This window comes from Novosphingobium sp. (assembly GCF_036820275.1).
Taxonomy (GTDB): domain Bacteria; phylum Pseudomonadota; class Alphaproteobacteria; order Sphingomonadales; family Sphingomonadaceae; genus Novosphingobium.
Genome location: NZ_DAISLT010000028.1, coordinates 1 through 17,302, shown reverse-complemented (window position 1 = coordinate 17,302; position 17,302 = coordinate 1). Strand labels below are relative to the sequence as shown.

The 17,302-nt window shown below is 65.0% G+C and carries 13 protein-coding genes; 6 read left to right on the top strand and 7 right to left on the bottom strand.

Annotated features, from left to right (window positions below; genetic code table 11):
- Positions 1–55: 55 nt before the first annotated feature.
- The gene (locus V7066_RS19500; protein WP_334184646.1) at positions 56–535 is read right to left on the bottom strand and encodes an Lrp/AsnC family transcriptional regulator; all 480 of its coding nucleotides are present in this window, start codon (positions 533–535) and stop codon (positions 56–58) included.
- 145 nt (positions 536–680) lie between these two features.
- Here V7066_RS19500 and V7066_RS19495 point away from each other — a divergent pair, with 145 nt between their 5' ends.
- Together V7066_RS19495 and V7066_RS19490 are read left to right on the top strand one after the other, a co-directional pair.
- Entirely contained in the window at positions 681–1,646 is a 966-nt protein-coding gene (locus tag V7066_RS19495) for an ornithine cyclodeaminase family protein (protein ID WP_334184645.1), read from the top strand.
- 2 nt (positions 1,647–1,648) lie between these two features.
- A complete protein-coding gene (locus V7066_RS19490; RefSeq protein WP_334184644.1) occupies positions 1,649–3,733 on the top strand; it encodes an amidohydrolase family protein in 2,085 nt (694 codons plus the stop codon).
- Between the two features lie 63 nt (positions 3,734–3,796).
- Here the strand turns inward: V7066_RS19490 and V7066_RS19485 are convergent, their stop codons facing one another.
- The 5 genes from V7066_RS19485 to V7066_RS19465 all read right to left on the bottom strand — a co-directional run bounded on the left by V7066_RS19485 (position 3,797) and on the right by V7066_RS19465 (position 12,486).
- Positions 3,797–5,092 carry an APC family permease gene (locus tag V7066_RS19485; RefSeq protein ID WP_334184643.1) on the bottom strand — a complete coding sequence of 432 codons (1,296 nt, stop codon included), beginning with the start codon at positions 5,090–5,092 and terminating at the stop codon, positions 3,797–3,799.
- On the bottom strand, positions 5,089–6,621 hold the full coding sequence (locus V7066_RS19480) for a S10 family serine carboxypeptidase-like protein (protein ID WP_334184642.1): 1,533 nt from the start codon (positions 6,619–6,621) through the stop codon (positions 5,089–5,091). Before V7066_RS19480 ends, V7066_RS19485 begins: the two co-directional genes overlap by 4 nt.
- Entirely contained in the window at positions 6,618–7,787 is a 1,170-nt protein-coding gene (locus V7066_RS19475) for a pyridoxal phosphate-dependent aminotransferase (protein WP_334184641.1), read from the bottom strand. Before V7066_RS19475 ends, V7066_RS19480 begins: the two co-directional genes overlap by 4 nt.
- 86 nt (positions 7,788–7,873) lie before the next feature.
- Positions 7,874–10,885, bottom strand: coding sequence for a TonB-dependent receptor domain-containing protein (locus tag V7066_RS19470; protein ID WP_334184640.1), 3,012 nt, complete (start codon positions 10,883–10,885; stop codon positions 7,874–7,876).
- A gap of 149 nt (positions 10,886–11,034) precedes the next feature.
- Positions 11,035–12,486: a S10 family serine carboxypeptidase-like protein gene (locus V7066_RS19465; protein ID WP_334184639.1), complete on the bottom strand. Its 1,452-nt coding sequence runs from the start codon at positions 12,484–12,486 to the stop codon at positions 11,035–11,037.
- A gap of 174 nt (positions 12,487–12,660) precedes the next feature.
- On the opposite strand from V7066_RS19465, the gene V7066_RS19460 reads away from it, so the two are divergent.
- The 3 genes from V7066_RS19460 to V7066_RS19450 all read left to right on the top strand — a co-directional run bounded on the left by V7066_RS19460 (position 12,661) and on the right by V7066_RS19450 (position 16,214).
- Complete coding sequence (locus tag V7066_RS19460) at positions 12,661–13,920, top strand: aminotransferase class V-fold PLP-dependent enzyme (RefSeq protein ID WP_334184638.1); 1,260 nt, start codon at positions 12,661–12,663, stop codon at positions 13,918–13,920.
- A gap of 30 nt (positions 13,921–13,950) precedes the next feature.
- Positions 13,951–15,468, top strand: coding sequence for a S10 family serine carboxypeptidase-like protein (locus tag V7066_RS19455; RefSeq protein ID WP_334184637.1), 1,518 nt, complete (start codon positions 13,951–13,953; stop codon positions 15,466–15,468).
- Positions 15,469–15,704: 236 nt separating this feature from the next.
- Positions 15,705–16,214, top strand: a complete 510-nt coding sequence (locus tag V7066_RS19450) for a GNAT family N-acetyltransferase (protein ID WP_334184636.1) — start codon at positions 15,705–15,707, stop codon at positions 16,212–16,214.
- 104 nt (positions 16,215–16,318) lie between these two features.
- Here the strand turns inward: V7066_RS19450 and V7066_RS19445 are convergent, their stop codons facing one another.
- Entirely contained in the window at positions 16,319–16,702 is a 384-nt protein-coding gene (locus tag V7066_RS19445) for a hypothetical protein (protein WP_334184635.1), read from the bottom strand.
- Between the two features lie 233 nt (positions 16,703–16,935).
- Here V7066_RS19445 and V7066_RS19440 point away from each other — a divergent pair, with 233 nt between their 5' ends.
- On the top strand, positions 16,936–17,286 hold the full coding sequence (locus tag V7066_RS19440) for a hypothetical protein (RefSeq protein WP_334184634.1): 351 nt from the start codon (positions 16,936–16,938) through the stop codon (positions 17,284–17,286).
- Positions 17,287–17,302 lie beyond the last annotated feature (16 nt).

The following is a 17,302-nucleotide window of genomic DNA, read 5'->3' as shown; positions in this document are numbered from 1 at the left end:
CAAAGAACGCCGCGGCGCACCGGCGGCGTGCATGAAATATGCGCACCGGCACGGATCAGGACGGCAACGATGGCAGCGGCAGTCGATGCGTGCACTTCAGTTCGGAAAGGGTCGCGGTGGAGCGCACGTCTTCCACTCCCGGCAGCCGCAAAAGCGTGCGGAAAGTGAAGTTCTGATACCAGGCGATGTTGGGGGCAAGCACCTTGAGCATCACGTCCATCTCTCCGAACAGCGTATAGGCCTCCAGGATTTCGGGGGTCGCTTCCACGGCGTGGACGAAACGGTCGCGCTCTTCGTCGGACAGGCGGGACATCTTGAGCTGCGCGAAGATGAACATGCTCTCGCCGAACTTCTCCCGGTCGAGAACCGCCACGGTGTGGCGCACGTAGCCTTCTTCCTTCAGCCGCTGCATCCGCCGCCAGCAGGGCGACTGTGAAAGGCCGACGCGGTCGGCGATCTCGCTGGAGGATTCCGAGGCGTCGATCTGGAGGCGATCGAGGATCTTCATGTCGAGCCGGTCGAGTTCGGCAGGCAAGATTATGCTCCCTGTTGTCGATTGTTGGTTTGAACATGCCATAGGGAAGCGATCGGGCGCAACAAAGGCAGAGATATTTTGCCGCCCGGCGCTATCACGGATGCACGATGAAAACCGGTGAATGGCAACAGGGGCGGGTCGGCATATGAAACGGAGCGAACTGGCGGTCTTCGATGCGGAGGACGTGCGCGCGCTGCTCGACTATCCTTCCTGCATCGCGGCCGTGCGCGAGGCGATGAAGGCGCTGTCGCTGGGCGAGACGCGGCAGCTGCTGCGCACGATGATCCACATGGGCGAAGGCCGGACCTTTGCCCAGATGCCCGGAGCCTTGTCCGACCGGGGGATGTTCGGAGCCAAGCTCATCAGCGTCTTCGCGGAGCCGGACAATCCCGGCGTGCGCCGCCATCGCGGCATCGTCACCCTGTTCGAGCCGCTCGAAGGGCGCCCGGTCTGCGTCGCCGATGCCGAGGAGATCACCCATATCCGCACCGCCGCCGCAACCGCCGTCGCCACCGAGGCGCTGGCGCGCGAGGATGCGGAAGTCCTGCTGCTCATGGGCACCGGCGGGCAGGTGCATTCCCACCTCGAAGCCCTGCCGCTGGTGCGCCGTTTCGAGCGGGTCCTGATCTGGGGACGTGATACCGCCAAGGCGCGCGAGGTGGTCGAGGCCTGGCAGGGCCGTCTGCCGGTGGAAGTCGCGCCCGATCCCCGGGCGGCGGCAGGCCAGGCCGATGTGATCTGCACGCTCACCGGCGCGCGCCAGCCTATTTTGCACGGGGCATGGCTGCGGCCCGGCACCCACGTCAATATCGTCGGCTCCAGCGGTCCGGGACCGGTCGAGGTGGACAGCGCGCTGGTCCTCGCCTCCCGTTTCATTGCCGACAGCAAGGCTTCCGCTCTCGATGCGGCGGCGGAGTTTCTCGTCGCCAGGGACGCAGGCGTGGTCGGCGACGACCACATCGTCGCGGAGATCGGTGAAGTCCTGCTGGGCCATGTTCCCGGCCGCCGGAGCGCCGATGAGATCACGGCCTACAAGTCGCTCGGTCACGCCGTGCAGGACCTCGCCTCGGCCGCCCATATCTACCAGACGCACAAGAGCCGGAACGGATGACGATGAAAAGAACCGCAGCCCTGCGCTGGCTCGCCTGCTCGGCGCTTGCCCTGACGACTGCCACGCTCCACGCGGAAAGCCAGCGCTTCGCGGTGATCGACAACGGCGAGAACGTCGGTCACGTCTATGCCGAGATCGCGGGCAATACGGTTTCGATCGACCACGACGTCAAGAGCAACGGTCGCGGCCCCACCATGCAGGAGACGATCGTGCTCGATGCACAGGGGCTGCCGACAAGCTGGGCGCTCCAGGGCACCTCGACTTTCGGCAACAAGGTGGACGAGCGGTTCATCGCCAAGGGCAAGCGGCTGTCCTGGGTGGACACGACCGGCAAGGGCGCGATGCAGGCGAGGGTGCCGACGCTCTATGTGGCGCAGGAAGGGAGCCCGTTCGCACTCGGGATCTATGCCCGTGCGCTGTTGGCGGATGGCGACCATGTCTTGCCCGCCGCGCCCGGCGGAGCGCTTTCGCTGGAAGAGGAAGCGCCGGTGTCGCTGGGCGGCACGGCCTATCGCGCTTTCCTCGTCAAGGGCATCGGCCTGACGCCCAGTGCGATCCTGCTGGACGACAAGGGTGCGCTGGTCGCGACCTACTCGCCGACCAGCGCCACCGTCCGCGAGGATCTGGTCTCCCATGCGGGAGAGCTGGCGAAGATCGCCGCAACCCGGTCTGCGGAACGCTTCGCGGCGATCCAGAAGAAAGTCGCGCACAACTACGATGCGCCGATCCGCATTCGCAACGTGCGGGTCTTCGATCCGGCGAGCGGCAAGCTGGGCGATCCGGTTTCGGTGGTCGTCTTCGGAGACAGGATCGCCTCGGTCGAGCCGCTCGACAGTCCCGCCTCGCCCGGCGAAGCCACGGTCGAAGGTGCGGGCCGGGTGGTCATACCCGGACTGCATGACATGCATGCCCACGTCTCGCTCCAGTCCGCATTGCTCTACATCGCCTCGGGCGTGACCAGCGTGCGCGACATGGGCAACGAGAATGCCTTCCTGATCGACCTGACACACCGTATCGAGGCGGGCGAGGTGGCGGGGCCGCGCATCGTGCGCAACGGTTTCCTCGAAGGGCGCAGTCCCTACAGCTCGCGCAACGGCTTCATCGCCGGCAGCGAGGCCGAGGCGCTCGACGCGGTGCGCTGGTATGGCGCGCGCGGCTACTGGCAGGTGAAGATCTACAACAGCTTCAACCCTGATTGGGTGCCGAGCGTGGTCAGGGAGGCCAAGCGGCTGGGCATGGGAGTGACCGGACACATCCCGGCCTTCACCAATGCCGATGCCATGATCGCGGCGGGCTATGACGAAGTGACGCATATCAACCAGCTCATGCTGGGCTGGGTGCTCGATCCCAAGGAAGATACCCGCACGCCGCTGCGCCTCACGGCCATGCGGCGGACGGCGGGGCTGGATCTCGCCTCGCCGCGCGTCGCTTCCACGCTCGACACGATGCAAACGAAGCATATCGCGCTCGATCCCACGGCGGTGACGCTGGAACTGCTGATGATGAGCCGGGACGGCAAGGTCAGCCCGGCGGTGGCGGGGTACTTCGACCATCTGCCCGTCGGCGTGCAGCGCAATCGCCGTCAGGGCATTGCCCCGATCAAGACGCCCGAAGATGCCGCCGGCTATGACGGCGCCTTCGTGACGATCAAGGCGCTGCTGCGCGACATGCACCGGCGCGGCATCACGCTTTTGCCGGGCACTGACGATGCGACGGGGCTGTCGGTCCACCGTGAGTTGCAGATCTATGCCGAGGCAGGGCTGCCCGTCGCCGATGTGCTGAAGATCGGCACGCTCGGGCCGGAGCAGTACATGCACCGCGATCAGTCCTACGGCTCGGTCGAGAAGGGCAAGTATGCCGACTTCGTGTTGCTGGATGGAAACCCGCTGGAAGACCTGTCGGCGATCCACCGCATGGCGATGGTGGTGAAGGGCGGGACGGTCTACTTCCCCTCTGAGATCTGGAGCGAAGTGGGCGTGAAGCCTTTCGCCGAAGCGCCCAGGATCATCCTGCCGAAGGTCGAGGCAAAGCCCGTTGCGCTGATCCATGGATCGGGCGCGGAGGCTCACGAGGACTTCGCGTTCTGAATCGAAAAAGAGGCAGGGGGCACATGGCTCCCTGCCTCTTTTCGTGAACGGCGTTCCTTAAGACTAGCCGCGTCGGCGGACGAAATACCAGATCGCGCCCACGCCTCCCCATACCAGCAGCAGGACATAGGGGCGCCAGTCCGCCTCCAGTCCGATCACGATCAGGCCGAGCGCGCAGAGCGCTCCGGCAAGCCCCAGCGTCATCATCGTGCCGCGCGCCGGACGGAAGCCCGCGCCGGCATGAAGCTCGGGATGATCGCGCGCCACCCGCGCGGCGGAGAGGCAGATGCTGCCGTACTTCGCGAGATTGGGGATATTCACGGCGAGGAACAGGAAGGTCAGTTCCATCGGCATGAGCAGCCCCACGCAGCCGATGCCGAACACCGTGAACAAGGCCATGTGCGGTACGTGCGAACGCGGGTGGACCCGGGCGATCGCTTTCGGCAGTACCCCGGCTTCGGCCATGGCGAAGAGGCTGCGGCTGAACATCGTGAAGATCGAATTCAGGCTGGTGCCGATCGCGGCAATGGCGGCGAGCACGATGACCGGGACGGCCAGCGGTCCCATGAAGCGCTTGGCGGTGTCGAGGATCGGCGCTTCGCTGCCTGCCAGCGTATCCGGTCCGAGCACGGTGAGGGCCACGAAGGCTACGGCGACATAGAGCACGGTGGCCGAACCGATGGCGACCGCGATGCCGATCGGGATGTTGCGGCGGCTGTTCGCCACTTCACCCCCGGCCTCGGTTGCCGCCTCGATGCCGAAGAACAGGCCCATCAGCAGCGGTGCCGCGGCGAAGGCGCCGTGGAGGCCCTTGGGCAGGAACGGTTCCAGGCGGACGGGTTCGGAAACCGTGAAACCGCCCCAGACCACGAAGAGGCCGAACAGCAGGATCAGCGCGCCGACCATCACCGTCTGCGCGCGGGTGGCGACATGGACGCCGACGAGATTGGCCAGCAGGGCCAGCACCAGCACCGCGAACATCGTCGGCTTGACCGGCAGCGGCACCAGCATCGAGACGTAGCGAACCAGTACGAGTGCCAGCACCACCATCGCCCCCATGTTGGCGATGATGCGCATCCAGGCGATGAAGAAGCCCAGTGTCGGATGGAGATAGCGCGAGGGCCAGACGAAGCTGGCACCGGACACCGGATCGGCCGAGCCGAGGTAGGCGTAGCTCACGGCAATGAGATACATCGGCAGCGCCGCGATCACGACCGAGAGGAGCATGGCCGGTCCGGCGAGCGCGGTGGCGGGCGATACCGCCGAGAAGATCGAGACGCCGACCGCCGTGCCGAGGCCGAGCGAGACGACGCCCCAGAGGCCGATACCCTTGCGCAGGGCCTGTTCCGCTTCGCTCACTTTTGTGCCCCCCGGCAGCTGTCCGCCTTGATGAAATCGACGAGATCCGACTGGAACCGCGCGCGGCTGCCGTCGTCGGAGTAGAACACATGGCCGCCGACATAGCGCGCGTTGCGATAGCGCGCCTGCGGCAGGCTGGATTGCGCGAAGAGATAGTCGGCCGCGCCGATCGTCGTCGTGGTATCGTAGATGCCGGTGCCGACGAACAGACGCAGGCAGGCATTGCCGGCTGCGTGGCGCTCGACGACGGACATGAACGGCCAGTCGGCGAAAGGCGAATCCTCGCTGCCGTAGCTCCAGGTGCCGTCGAAGCGCGCGATCACCTTGTAGGCATCGGCGCCGGGCGCCTTGAGCGTGTCGGCAAGATAGCCGGTCATCGCCTTGCCGAAGGCATCGGAGATGGAGGAGGAGGGGTCACCCGGCATCATCGTCGTGACGTCGGCGGGGCGGTCGGCCAGATAGCGGGCGTCGTAGCGTCCCATGACCTTGCCTTTCGCGCGCAGCAGTTCGACGCGGAAGCGCTCCTTCGAAATGCGCAGGTCGTTGGCAAGGTAGAACGCGGCGGGGATGCCGGTCAGTTCGGCGAGGCGGGCGGCGAGGCGCTCGCGCTCGGCCCGGAGGAGATCGCGGCCGCGATAGAGGGCGGGGAGGTAGTCCTCGCGGGCGAAGCGGGCGGCCTCTTCGGTCACGTTTTCGGCGGTGCAGGGGGCTTTCACCATGCCGTGGTAGCAGGCGATCGCAGCCAGGGTCGGCAGCGATACGGCGTAAGTCACCACGTTGTCGGGGCGCTGCGAGGTCTCGATCATGTTGAGCGCCTGCCCCAGCAGGACGACACCGCGCACGTTGGCGGCGAGGCCCTTTTTGCCGAGCGCATCGAGCATGGCGACGGCGCGGATCGTTCCGTAGCTTTCGCCGAGGATGTAGACCGGCGCATCGAGGCGCCGGTGGGCGGCGAGCCATTGCCGGACGAGATCGGCCGCGGCGTTCGCATCGCCTTCGACCGTGCTGTAGGGCGCGGCGGCGGCGCCTGCCGGGCGCTGGGAAAAGCCGGTGCCGGGCGGGTCGATGAAGACCACGTCGGCCACGTCATAGAGTTTCGATGGGCCGGGCAGGGTGCCGCCGGACTCCGCGGTCGTAGCGGCGGGGTCCTGCGGGACATGGGCGAGCACCGGGCCGAGCAGGCCCATGTGCAGATAGGAGGCCGAAGCGCCCGGACCGCCGTTGAAGGCGAATATCACCGGTCGGCCCGGCCCGGCATTCCTGCGGGTGTAGGAAAGGTAGCCCGCGGTGGCGGGGGAACTGTCCGCGCCGGCCGAGACAGGGACGAGTCCCAGCTCGGCGCGGACAGGATGCGCGGCATCGGGTTGCGAAACCCGCGCATCAATGAGGACCCCTTCGGCCGGCGGCTCGGCCGCTTGCGTCGGAATGGGTCCGGCAGACGCCGCGACAAGCGCGATCCCCGTCAGCACCCTCAGGCGCAGCGGAGACTTCTGTTTGCGACCGAAGGGCTGCGGCGTCGTGAAAGTCATGGCGTTTCCAGCTTCCTGTGGTTTTCCCGATAGGTAAGGAGGCCGTCGGTCAGGGCCTGAAGGCCGTAATCGAGGCGCGACGGCTCCATCGCGAAGCCGAGGCGGACATGTCCGGGCGCGCCGAAATATTCCCCCGGCGCCACCAGTACTCCGCATCGGTCGGAAAGCCAGCCGGAGAAACGCTCGGTATCCGCAATGCCGACAAGGCGGGGAAAGGCGATGCAGCCGCTTTCCGGCAGATCGCCTTCGGCCAGCCCCTCGGCGAGCCAGTAGGCATGATAGGATGCGATGATCGGCCGGGCCTTGGCCAGCACCGAGAACGTGTTTTCCTGGAAGCGCGCGGGGTTCTCGACGATGAGCGCGGAGACGGCGTGGGCAAGGTTGGAGATTGCGAAATCGACCTCCTGCGCCAGTTCGCGCACCGGCGTGATCACGCTTTCGTCGCCGACGATCCAGCCGCAGCGCAAGCTGCTGAGGCCGAAGATCTTGGTCAGGCTGTTGACCGAAACGAGGCGCGGCGAGGTGCCGAGCGAGGCGGCCGGGCGAAGCCGCGTTCCGGCATAAGGCGCGTAGACTTCGTCCACGACGACGATCAGGTCGTGCCGGTCGGCGATTTCGCCGAGAGCAATGATCGCGGCGTCGTCCACTGCCATGCCGGAGGGATTGTGGAGGTTCGAGATCACGATCATCCGCGTCTCGGGGCGAATCCGGGCTTCGACTTCCCGAGGATCGATCGCAAAGCGCGGCGCGGGGCGCTGGAACGTGTCCACGGCGATGCCGCTGGCCTCGGCCAGGCTGCCGAACAGCTCGAAGCTGGGGTTCTCCACCAGCACCCGGTCGCCCGGCGACAGCAACGCGCGGTAGATCAGCGAAAGTGCGCCGGTGGCGCCGGTGGTGGTGAGGACCTGTTCCTCGCGCACGCCGTAGTCGCGGGCCAGCGCGGCCACGAGATAGGGATTGCCCTTCACAAAAGTGCTGGCGTAGCGGGCGGTGATCCCCTCCGCGAAGCCTTCGAGAAGCACGTCCCGCAGCAGCTCCTTCGGCTCGGGAACCGAGCTTTCGAACAGGCTGACGAGAAGGCTGCGGGAATTGTTGTTCCGGAGGATAGAGCGCCTAACCCATTGGGCATAGGACTTCGCAATGTGGTCGTCTGGGCGGGAAGCCATTGTCTCGTATCTGCCGGATTGTGCCGAGTGTTCGGGGTTGGCGGCGGCGCCGGGAAGGGAATGTTCCCCGACGCCGCCGGAACCCGTCACATCTTCAGCTTGGCGCCGATCCAGAACCGGCGGCCGAGGATGTCGCCATAGGCGATCTGCGGGTAGGAAGGGGCTTTGTCGGTGAAGTTGTCGATGCCGGCACGCAAGGTGATCCGGCCCGCCTCGACTTGCGCCGAGATGGAATGCGTCAGGTTGCTGTCGAGCAGAGGGTTGGGGTTGGTTTCGATCGTGGCGTCGTAGGCCGCCCGGGTCTTGTCGAGGTAGTAGGCCTGATAGCTCACCCGCACCGGTCCCTTGGTCCAGTCGAGGTTGAAGCGGCCTTCCCAGGTCGGCTTCTCGTAGGTGTTGTCGGTACGGATGAAGTTCTCGCCGGTGACCGAGGTGGTCAGCAGGGTGTTGTGCGTGGCGTTCACGCCGACATGGAACGCACCGATCCGACCGGGTTCGAACGTGTAGTCGACGGCGTAGACTTCGCCGCGATACTTGATGACGCCGGCGTTGAAGGTGGTGGTCGTGCCGGTCAGGATCGTGCCGCCGGGACTCACGCCGTCGGACGAGGCGATGCGCGAGAACGCATTGCAGACCGCCGGATCGGGGTTGGTATTGTCGTAGCAGGCGGCCGTGAAGTCCTCGGTGGTGAAGGCCGAGAGGCCGTCCTTCAGGTCGATCTCGATGCGGTCGGCGCTGATCGTCAGGCCGGGGATGAACTTGGGCTGGAGCACGATACCGTAGGTGAAGGTATCCGAGATCTCGTTGCGCAAGTTGGCGTTGCCGCCGGTGGTGATGGTGGAGCGGGGGAAGTTCTCGGCCGGATCCTGGAAGCGGGCGAGGCGTTCGGCAGGGCTGAGACCGGCATTGGTGCCGTCCGCTTCCACGCCGTAGCCCGGATTTGCCGTGAAGGCGGCCAGGCAGTTGGCGTAGCGTACGGACGGGTTGGACCCGCTGCTGATGCGATCGGCATCGCAAGGGTCGAAGCCGATCGAATCGAGCGTCGTCGCAGTCGGCGCGGCGAGCATCGCCAGGGTCGGCGCGCGGAAGTTGCGGCTGCGGCTGACGCGCAGGGTAATGCCGTCCACCGGCTGCCAGCGCAGGCCGAGATCCCAGACCTGTTCCTTGCCGGCGATCGAGTTGTCGACGAGGCGGCCCGCCGCGCTGGCTTCCAGCATGCGCACGATCGGCACGTTCATCGCGCTGTCGATCAGCGGGATCAGCAGTTCGCCCGAAAGCTCGTCGGTATTGTACCTGGCGGACTGCGCGACTTCCAGAGTGCCGCCGCCGAACAGGCCCTGCCGGTTGGCCGCGAGCGGGCTGTAGGAGACCTGCTCGTCACGGTGCTCGTAGGCGAGGCTGAACTTCACCGTGCCGCCCGGCAGGTGGACCACGTCGCCGCCCAGCGTGGCGAGGAAGTCGGTCTGCTCGTTGCGGTAGTCGAGACCGGCACGGACGCTTACGTACTTCTGCGCGGCGCTGGAAACATTGCCGTTGCCGAACGGGTTGATCGGCGCGCAGGCGGCATCGTTATTGGTGGTGTCGGCGTCGGCATTGATGCCGCAGACGATCTGGCCGCCCGAGAGCACCGCGTCGATGGCGTTGGCATACTTGGCGTTGTCCACTTCCCAGCGGCGCTGCGAACCGTCGACCCGGGCATAGCTGCCGGAGACCGACCAGTAGAAGTTGCGGCTGCCGGCCGAGAACTCGCCGTCCACGCCGAGCAGGGCGCGATAGGTATCGGTCTTGTAGCGCTGGAGGTTGTCCGGCGTCAGGTCGTTGAAGTACTTGGACAGGAACAGCGGCGCACCGGCCGCGAAGGCCGGACGGGCCGCCGAGAGCGTCGCCTTGGCCTGGTCGGTCAGGTAGGGATTGTCGATCGTGAAGATCACCGGCCCAGCGTAAGTGCCGTAGTTCAGGATCGTGCGGCTCTGGCCCTGCGGGATCTCGGTGCCCTCGGTGTGGGCATAGAGCAGTTCGGTGCGCAGGGTGATCGCGTCGGTCAGGTCGTAGTGCGCGATCAGGTTGCCGGTGAAGCGCTGCACGCCGGTGCGCAGCCCCGCGAGATCGCGATAGGAGAAGCCCTGTCCGCCGCTGGAGAAGGGAATGCCGACATCGGTGCCGGGATCGTAGGGCACCACGTTGCCGCTGGGATCGAACTGGAGCGGGGTGCCGTTCGACTGGGTCAGGAAGCGGGTGAAGGGGGCGGGCGTGTTGAACAGGACGCCGTTGGTGTTGAATTCCCAGAAGTGCGCGTCGAGCAGTTCCTTGAGTGCCGGGATGCCGTCGTTGGGATCGGTGGTGTTTGCCGGGTTGCTCACCGTCAGGCGGCCGAGCGCGGAAAGCGGGCGCGCGGCGAACATCAGCGACGGCGACCGGGCGTAGTTCAGGTCGATGGCGACATTGCCGCGGCCGCCCGCGAAGTTCTTGCCCGCAGTGCCGCGCAGGCTGTAGGTGTGATAGTCCCCGCGCGAGGAAATCCCGTTCTGGCCATCGAGTTCGAGGCCTTCGAAGCTTTCCTTCAGCACGTAGTTGACCACGCCGGCGATGGCGTCCGATCCGTAGACCGCCGCGCCGCCGCCCTGCACCACTTCGACCCGGTCCAGCAGACCGAGCGGGATGATGTTGGCGTCGACCTGGGCGTCGCCCAGGCCCGAGGAGCTGGTCACCATGCGGCGGCCGTTGAGCAGGGTCAGCGTGCGCCCGGCGCCCAGGCCGAAGAGGTTGGGGAACTGCTGCCCCGAACCGCTGCCCTCGCCGCTGCCGTCGGCCTGGTTGAGCATGGGGCTGTTCGAGGTGAGCTGGTTCAGCGCTTCCGAGGCGCTGATATAGCCGCGATCGGCGATCGTCTGGCTGTCGACGACATTGAGCGGGGCGGTCTCGTCCGATGCGTCGCGGCGGATGCGCGATCCGGTGACGACGATGTCCGTGGTGGGAGTGGTCTCGTCGGCTTCCGGCGCAAGGTCCTGCGCGAAGGCAGGTGTGGTCAGCAGTGCGGCGGCGGCGGTGGAAACCAGAAGGGCCGCCAGGCCGACCCTCTCCATGCGTGACTGGATCATCGAACTACCCCTCATTGCTCTATGCATTTTTAATCCCTGATCGAGAGACTAGCGCAGACAGGCAGCGAGGGGGTTGCGTTGTGCGATGTACGGGCAAGGGCGTTTGAATTGAAATTTCGCATTCAAGTGTGATCGCGAAATTTCTAGCCTCACTCTGCGGAAGAATGTGAATTGCGCATAAAGGCTGAGAGGTCGCTTGCGAATTGCACGGCCTCAGCGGGTTCCTCATACATCATATGGCCGCCGCGATAGCAGTGCGCGGTGATCCGCTCTGACAGGGCCCGGGGAAAATCGGCGGCGGCCTGCCGGTTGGCGGCGCAGCCGTTGAGGGAGTCGTAAAGGCCGGTCGCCACCATGACCCGCATGGCAGGGGCTTTTTCCATGGCGCGCAGGACCCAGGGCTGCGAGGCGCTGGGCGGACCTTCGCCGGCCATGGCGCGGGCGAGGGATTCCTTGGTGATCGGCGATTGATCGTACTGCCAGTCGTTGCCGACGGGCAGTTCCGGGACCTCGATCCCGGCATACTGGCCCTGGCGATAGCCGAGCGTCGCGCGGTAGAAATTGAGGATGGCGGCATCTCCCGCGGTTTCGTCGGCAGGCGGCGCGGTGCGGCGCATGTCGAAGATGCCCAGCATCTTGCCCTCCGAAGCCAGCAGCTTCGTGCGGAAGTCCTGCGGCGAGACCCAGAGCGTCTGCCTGTCGATCGCGGCGGGTGCGAGGCCGGTGTAGCGCGCCAGGCCCGCCACCACCTGCATCCGCGTGCGGTCGTCGAGCGCTTCGGGATGGGCGAGAGCGGGATACCAGACGTCGCGTGCCCATTTCTCGGCATCGGCAAGGGTCTTGGCGGGGCGGGCCGACAAGGCCGGGTCGAGCTTGCCGAGGGCAAGGGCCGTGGCGGTGCGGTTGGGCAGGGTCAGCGCGCGCATCAGGGAGCGGTCGCGTTCCTCCCCCATCGGGATGCCGCCGGAGACCAGCACGATCCCGGCGACCGGCTGGCCGGCTTCGATCAAGGTTTCCGCTACGCTCGCCGCACGCCAGGTGCCGAAACTTTCGCCGACGAGGTAGACGGGAGAACCTGCAAGGCCTCGGTTCCTGAGGAACGTCAGGATGAAGGTGGCGGTGACGTCGCTGTCGGCCGTGGTGGAATAGAGCTTCCTGGCCGCCGTGTCCGAGGTTGCCCGGCTGAAGCCGGTCCCGGCAGGGTCGAGAAACACGAGATCCGCTGCGGGAAGAATGCTGTTCGGATTGTCGGCCAGTTCGGCGCCGTGCAGCGTTCGCGGGCCGAGCGCATGGAACTGGAGCAGGCGGGAATCCGCGCCGGGACCGCCGTTCCAGACAAAGGTGATGGGCCGCGTTTCCGGGGGCGGACGACTTGCGAAATAGGCCGTGTAGAAGAGGTCGGCCTGCGTGGCGCCCTGGCGATCGGAGATTGCCATCGTGCCGGCGCAGGCGGCATAGTCCAGCTTGCCAAGGTGGGCCGAGGCACCGGCTTCGTCCGGAGCGCAGGATCTCTCCGCCCCTCCCGCATGGGCCTGGGGACACACTGCAAGCGCGGCGATAAACAGTGCGGCGCCGAGCAGGCGGTTGGACTTGGCTGGCATGGACGGCCTTTCACGGGTTCTGCTTTCCGGCAAGCCTAGCCGAGATGTCGAGGCAAGTTTATGCACGAACGGCACTATCGTCCTGATAGCGTCCGGTACATCGCCGTGATGGGCTGCGCACTAACACCTGAAATGCGCAATTCTTATGCGCAAGCCTTTGCCTAGGATGCGTAAATGATCCAGCGATCCGATTCGCCCTCCGAACCCGCGCTTTGCCGCCGCACGCTGTTGCGGGGGGCGGCATTGCTGCCATTGGCTCCGGCGGTGGCAGGAGAGGCGCTTGCCGCGTCACCGACCTCGTTCGCGAAGCCGGGCGATTTCGCGCCGATGGCGAAAGTCTACCTCGACTCCGGCACGATGCATCCGGTGCCTCTCCCGGCCAAGGCTGCGGTCGATGCCTATTTCCAGTCGCGTGCGGAAATGCGCGAATGGTCGAGCCATGATACCGAAGTGCGGATCAAGGCGGCCTTCGCACGCCTCATCAATGCCGCACCGAAAGACCTTGCCTTCGTCCAGAGCACCACGGCCGGCGAACAGTCGATCGTCGACGCGCTCGATCTGCCAGCAGCAAAGGGCAGCGTCGTCACCGATACGTTGCATTTCTTCGGCTCGTTCTGGCTCTACGACCAACTCGGCAAGCAGGGCGTCGACGTGCGCTGGATCCGCCCGACGGCCGGACGCATCGACCCCGATGCCTACGAGAAGGCGATCGGCCCCGACACGCGCCTGGTCAGCCTCTCGCTGGTCTCGACCTACAACGGTTTCGAGCACGACCTGAAGCGGATCTGCGAAATCGCCCACGCGCGCGGCGCGCTGGTCTATGCCGACATCATTCATGCGGCCGGCACCGTGCCCATCGACGTCAAGGCCAGCGGCGTCGATTTCGCCGCGACGGCCAGCTACAAGTGGCTCATGGGCGATTTCGGGCTGGGCTTCCTCTATGTCCGTCCGGATCGGCTGGCGCGCCTCAAGCGCAAGCGGTTCGGTTATTATCAGCTCGATGGCTTCAAGCCGCACGTCTATCCCTATGACGAGCCGGGGCAGACGATTGCCGACATGACGCCGCGCGCCGATGCCGAGGGCATGTTCGCCATGGGCACCCATTCCCACGCGGTGATGGCGCAGCTGGACTGGTCGCTGGCGAAGCTGCTCGAACTCGGCGTGGACAGGATCATGGCGCATCGCCAGCCCATGCTGCGCCGCCTACATGAGGCGCTGCCCGCCAAGGGCTACGAGGTGGCGACGCCGCGGGATTGCCGCAGCCCGCTGCTCACCTGCGTCCTGCCGGATGCCCACAAGACATTGGCCGAACCGCTGAACCGGGCAGGCGTGGCGATCACGCTGAGCCGCAACCGGTTCCGCATCTGCCCTTCATGGTTCAACTCGATGGACGACATCGAGCGCCTGATCGCCGCCCTGCCGACTTTATCCTGAGCCAACCCCTCCTGATCGGAACCTGACGCAATGTCCGCCAAGAAGACCGTTTTCGTGCGTTCCAGCCTGCTTGCTCTCGCCGCTCTCCTGCCGGCGGCTCCGCTGCTGGCGCAGGATGAGAGCCTGCCGATGCCGCCGGTGTTTCTCAAGGCCATGGAGCCGATGGTGGAGCGCGCGGCGGCCAGCGACAAGGTCGTGGTGACGCGCCATTCAGGCACCTTCGGCGGCAGGAAGCTATCCTACGATGCGATCGTCACCGAAACGCCGGTCGTCAATGCGAAGGGGCAGGCGGCGGCGGTTGTCGTCACTTACGCTTATTCAGCGCGCGGTGCAGGCGCCGATAAGGCGAAGCGGCCGGTGCTGTTCTTCTTCAACGGCGGACCGGGCGCCTCTTCCTCGCCGCTCCACATGAATGCCTTCGGTCCGCGCCGCATCGTCGGCAAGGGCGATGGCGCGCGGCTGGAGAACAATCCGCACAGCCTGCTCGACGTCGCCGATCTGGTGTTCATCGATCCTCCGGGAACGGGCGCGTCGATGCCGGTCAAGGGTGCCGATGCATCCGGCCTGTTCTCGGTTTCCGGAGATGCGGCGGCCGTGGCCGACGTGGTCCAGCGCTGGCGCCGTGCCAATGGCCGTACCGACGCGCCGTTCGCGCTGGTGGGCGAGAGCTACGGCACGGCGCGCGCTGCGGCCATGCTCGATGCCGAGGGCAAGGCCGGGTTGCCGCTGCCCGACGGCGTGGCCCTCTTCTCGCTCTCGCTGGGCGACAACGACGGGCCGGTGATCGCTGACGTGTCGCTGCTGCCGACGTTGGCTGCCGTTGCATGGTATCATCAGGCGATCGATCGCAAGGGCAGGTCTGTCGAACAACATTTCGCGGAAGCGCGCTCTTTTGCGGAGAACGACTATGCTCGCGCATTGATCGCCGGTGCCTCGCTTGCCGAAGGGGAGCGGGCCAAAGTCGCCGCGCGGATGTCGGAACTGATCGGGCTTCCGGCCGCGGAACTGGCGAAGGACGGGCTGCAACTCGATCGGCAGTCCTTCATGCTGGGCCTGCTTGCCGCCAAGGGACTGCGCACCGGGCAGCTCGACGGCCGTGCGACCCGCGCGATCGCGGAATCCAACATGCACCCGCCTTTCGACGATCCCTCGATGACGCTGGGCGCGGAGACCGGCCACCTGATCGCCGACTATATCGGCAAGGACCTCGGTTACGCGCTGCCGAGCACGTATCGTACACTCAACCTTGGCATCAACTTCAAGTGGGACTGGGGCCGGGGCGAAGTCTACCGCACCGTCCGCTTCGCGCCGTTCCTTGCCAAGGCCATGGCCCAAAAGCCGGGGATGAAGCTGATGACGGTGGGCGGGTACTACGACATCACCACCCCGGTCACCGCCGGACAGTTCGCCCTCGACCATGCCGGGATCGGACCGGACCGCCGTGTTTCCAAAATCTATGCAGCAGGTCACTCGGTATTCGAGGATGAAAGCGAGTTGAGCCGTTTTGCAGTTGATATGAGGGAGTGGGTGAGGACTATCGGCCGTTAGCACCCATTCAAGACGCTCAACGGCCATTCCTACGATCCCGCAAGCTGGCAGACGGCGCCTGACTGGACGGCTGGAAATGGCAAGCTGGCTTCCCGGCCCGAATGGCCCAAAAGTCGGGATGCGAGACTGACCGTTTCTGGGCGAGGCCGGGGATCGCTGCCTTCCTGAAAATGATCGTTGGCTGGGAACATCTGGCAGAGTGTTGCCCAACTTGGCCGTCCTGACTAAATAGCAGCATGATCGCCTGTAACATCCGTCCGCTGACCCCCGTAGACGCGCCAATCGTCTTCGCTCTTCATCAGGCTGCCGCGTCAATAGAGGGTTCGGGTTTGGCCCGATCTCACGACGAGATCACTATAGACTATGTCCAAGCCTTCGTGGAACGCGCATGGCGAACCGGAGTGACGCTGGGCGCTTTTCACGATGACCATCTCATTGGCGAGATTCATGCGGCTCGCCTTGGGCCAAGGCAATTCGATCATGTGCTGGGTGACCTTACCATCGCTGTTCACCCCGAAGCGCAGGGAAACGGCGTGGGCTCGCTCTTGTTTGCCGCATTTTTCGAAGCAGCGGCGTCAGTCATTCCTGCAATAACACGGGTCGAATTGACGGCGCGGTCTGGCAACGCCGGTGCTCTTCGACTTTATGAACGTCTCGGGTTCATACGGGAAGGCCGGTTGGTCGGCCGTGTGCGGCTCCCGAACGGCGCGGTGGAAGACGACATACCGATGGGCCGCAGTCTTTGAGAGCGTAGCGCCCCGAAGTGTCATCATAGGGGCGTGTCCGGAACGGTGAGTGTCAGATTAGAATTCTGAAAATCTGCCTTTCCTCTTGGCAACGGGAGCAGACCTCAGAGTTGGCTTGGCGGTGACAATTCTCTTGGATCCGCGCCTTCCATACAATTTCGTGTATTGGCACACGTTAGCCGCTGTCGCATCATGCTGCGCACGAGTTCAAGGCTATCGCAGGGTGCTCCAGCATCCCACTCCAATTGCGTAAGGGGCAGCGGATCGAAGTCGCTGACTTTCCTTAATAAAGTTTCCAACTCATCGATTGTAGTAACGGCATGGTTCCAGGTAATTTGCCCTGACTTCAGGACATAAATCCTGTTTTTGACCGGAAGTTCGGAAATCTCCGGTATGCTGCTCCAGTATTGTTCGCCACTCAAAAAGTCGGGAGGTCGCACATGGCAGTCGCCTTCAACACTTGCTCTGGAAACAGCGAGCGACAGCATGATAGTGGCAGGTAACAGGATCATAGAACCAGTGTACATGGTCGGTGTGGATTGACTAGTCTTGGCCGTCTGGGAGTGTCCGCATTGTCGGCGTGTCCGCAACGGCTGCTCTCGGATTAAAATCGTGCAATCCTGCCATTCCGGTTTCGGGAGCGTGGCTGCGCGTCGCCTATGACAGAAACGTCGGGGGAAGCGGCCATTGACCTGCACCATCGTTCGGGCATGTTTCCAAGATGAAAAGACCAGCATTTCGTCCATTGCTTGTAGCAATGCTTGTTGTTGCCACCGGATCCGGTATCGCCGGGGTGTGGGCATTTAACAGTGCTGATGCTCCAGCCAAGGCCGAACAATATCAAATGCGGGCTATAAGCCGCGCGGTTTTCGCAGATGGCCGTCTTTGGATGATGAGCGATGACGGTTCGCTACTACCCCTTGAGCCCAGCAAGCTCAAACCCGTGCGCGTGAAAACTGAGGGCAAAACTCTCGAAATCTGTAAATCCGAGCGCCACCTTGTTGCTCTTATACAGATTGATAAACGCCATTGGTTGAACCGCTCCGGGATTGCCGGAGGCCCTAACTCTTGAGAGGAAGGGTATACGA

Bases quoted from the DNA above. Each gene is read 5' to 3' on its own strand.
- V7066_RS19495 (WP_334184645.1), top strand. From the start codon at position 681: ATGAAACGGAGCGAACTGGCGGTCTTCGATGCGGAGGACGTGCGCGCG.
- V7066_RS19490 (WP_334184644.1), top strand. From the start codon at position 1,649: ATGAAAAGAACCGCAGCCCTGCGCTGGCTCGCCTGCTCGGCGCTTGCC.
- V7066_RS19480 (WP_334184642.1), bottom strand. From the start codon at position 6,621: ATGACTTTCACGACGCCGCAGCCCTTCGGTCGCAAACAGAAGTCTCCG.
- V7066_RS19475 (WP_334184641.1), bottom strand. From the start codon at position 7,787: ATGGCTTCCCGCCCAGACGACCACATTGCGAAGTCCTATGCCCAATGG.
- V7066_RS19470 (WP_334184640.1), bottom strand. From the start codon at position 10,885: ATGATCCAGTCACGCATGGAGAGGGTCGGCCTGGCGGCCCTTCTGGTT.
- V7066_RS19465 (WP_334184639.1), bottom strand. From the start codon at position 12,486: ATGCCAGCCAAGTCCAACCGCCTGCTCGGCGCCGCACTGTTTATCGCC.
- V7066_RS19460 (WP_334184638.1), top strand. From the start codon at position 12,661: ATGATCCAGCGATCCGATTCGCCCTCCGAACCCGCGCTTTGCCGCCGC.
- V7066_RS19455 (WP_334184637.1), top strand. From the start codon at position 13,951: ATGTCCGCCAAGAAGACCGTTTTCGTGCGTTCCAGCCTGCTTGCTCTC.
- V7066_RS19450 (WP_334184636.1), top strand. From the start codon at position 15,705: ATGATCGCCTGTAACATCCGTCCGCTGACCCCCGTAGACGCGCCAATC.
- V7066_RS19445 (WP_334184635.1), bottom strand. From the start codon at position 16,702: ATGCTGTCGCTCGCTGTTTCCAGAGCAAGTGTTGAAGGCGACTGCCAT.
- V7066_RS19440 (WP_334184634.1), top strand. From the start codon at position 16,936: ATGAAAAGACCAGCATTTCGTCCATTGCTTGTAGCAATGCTTGTTGTT.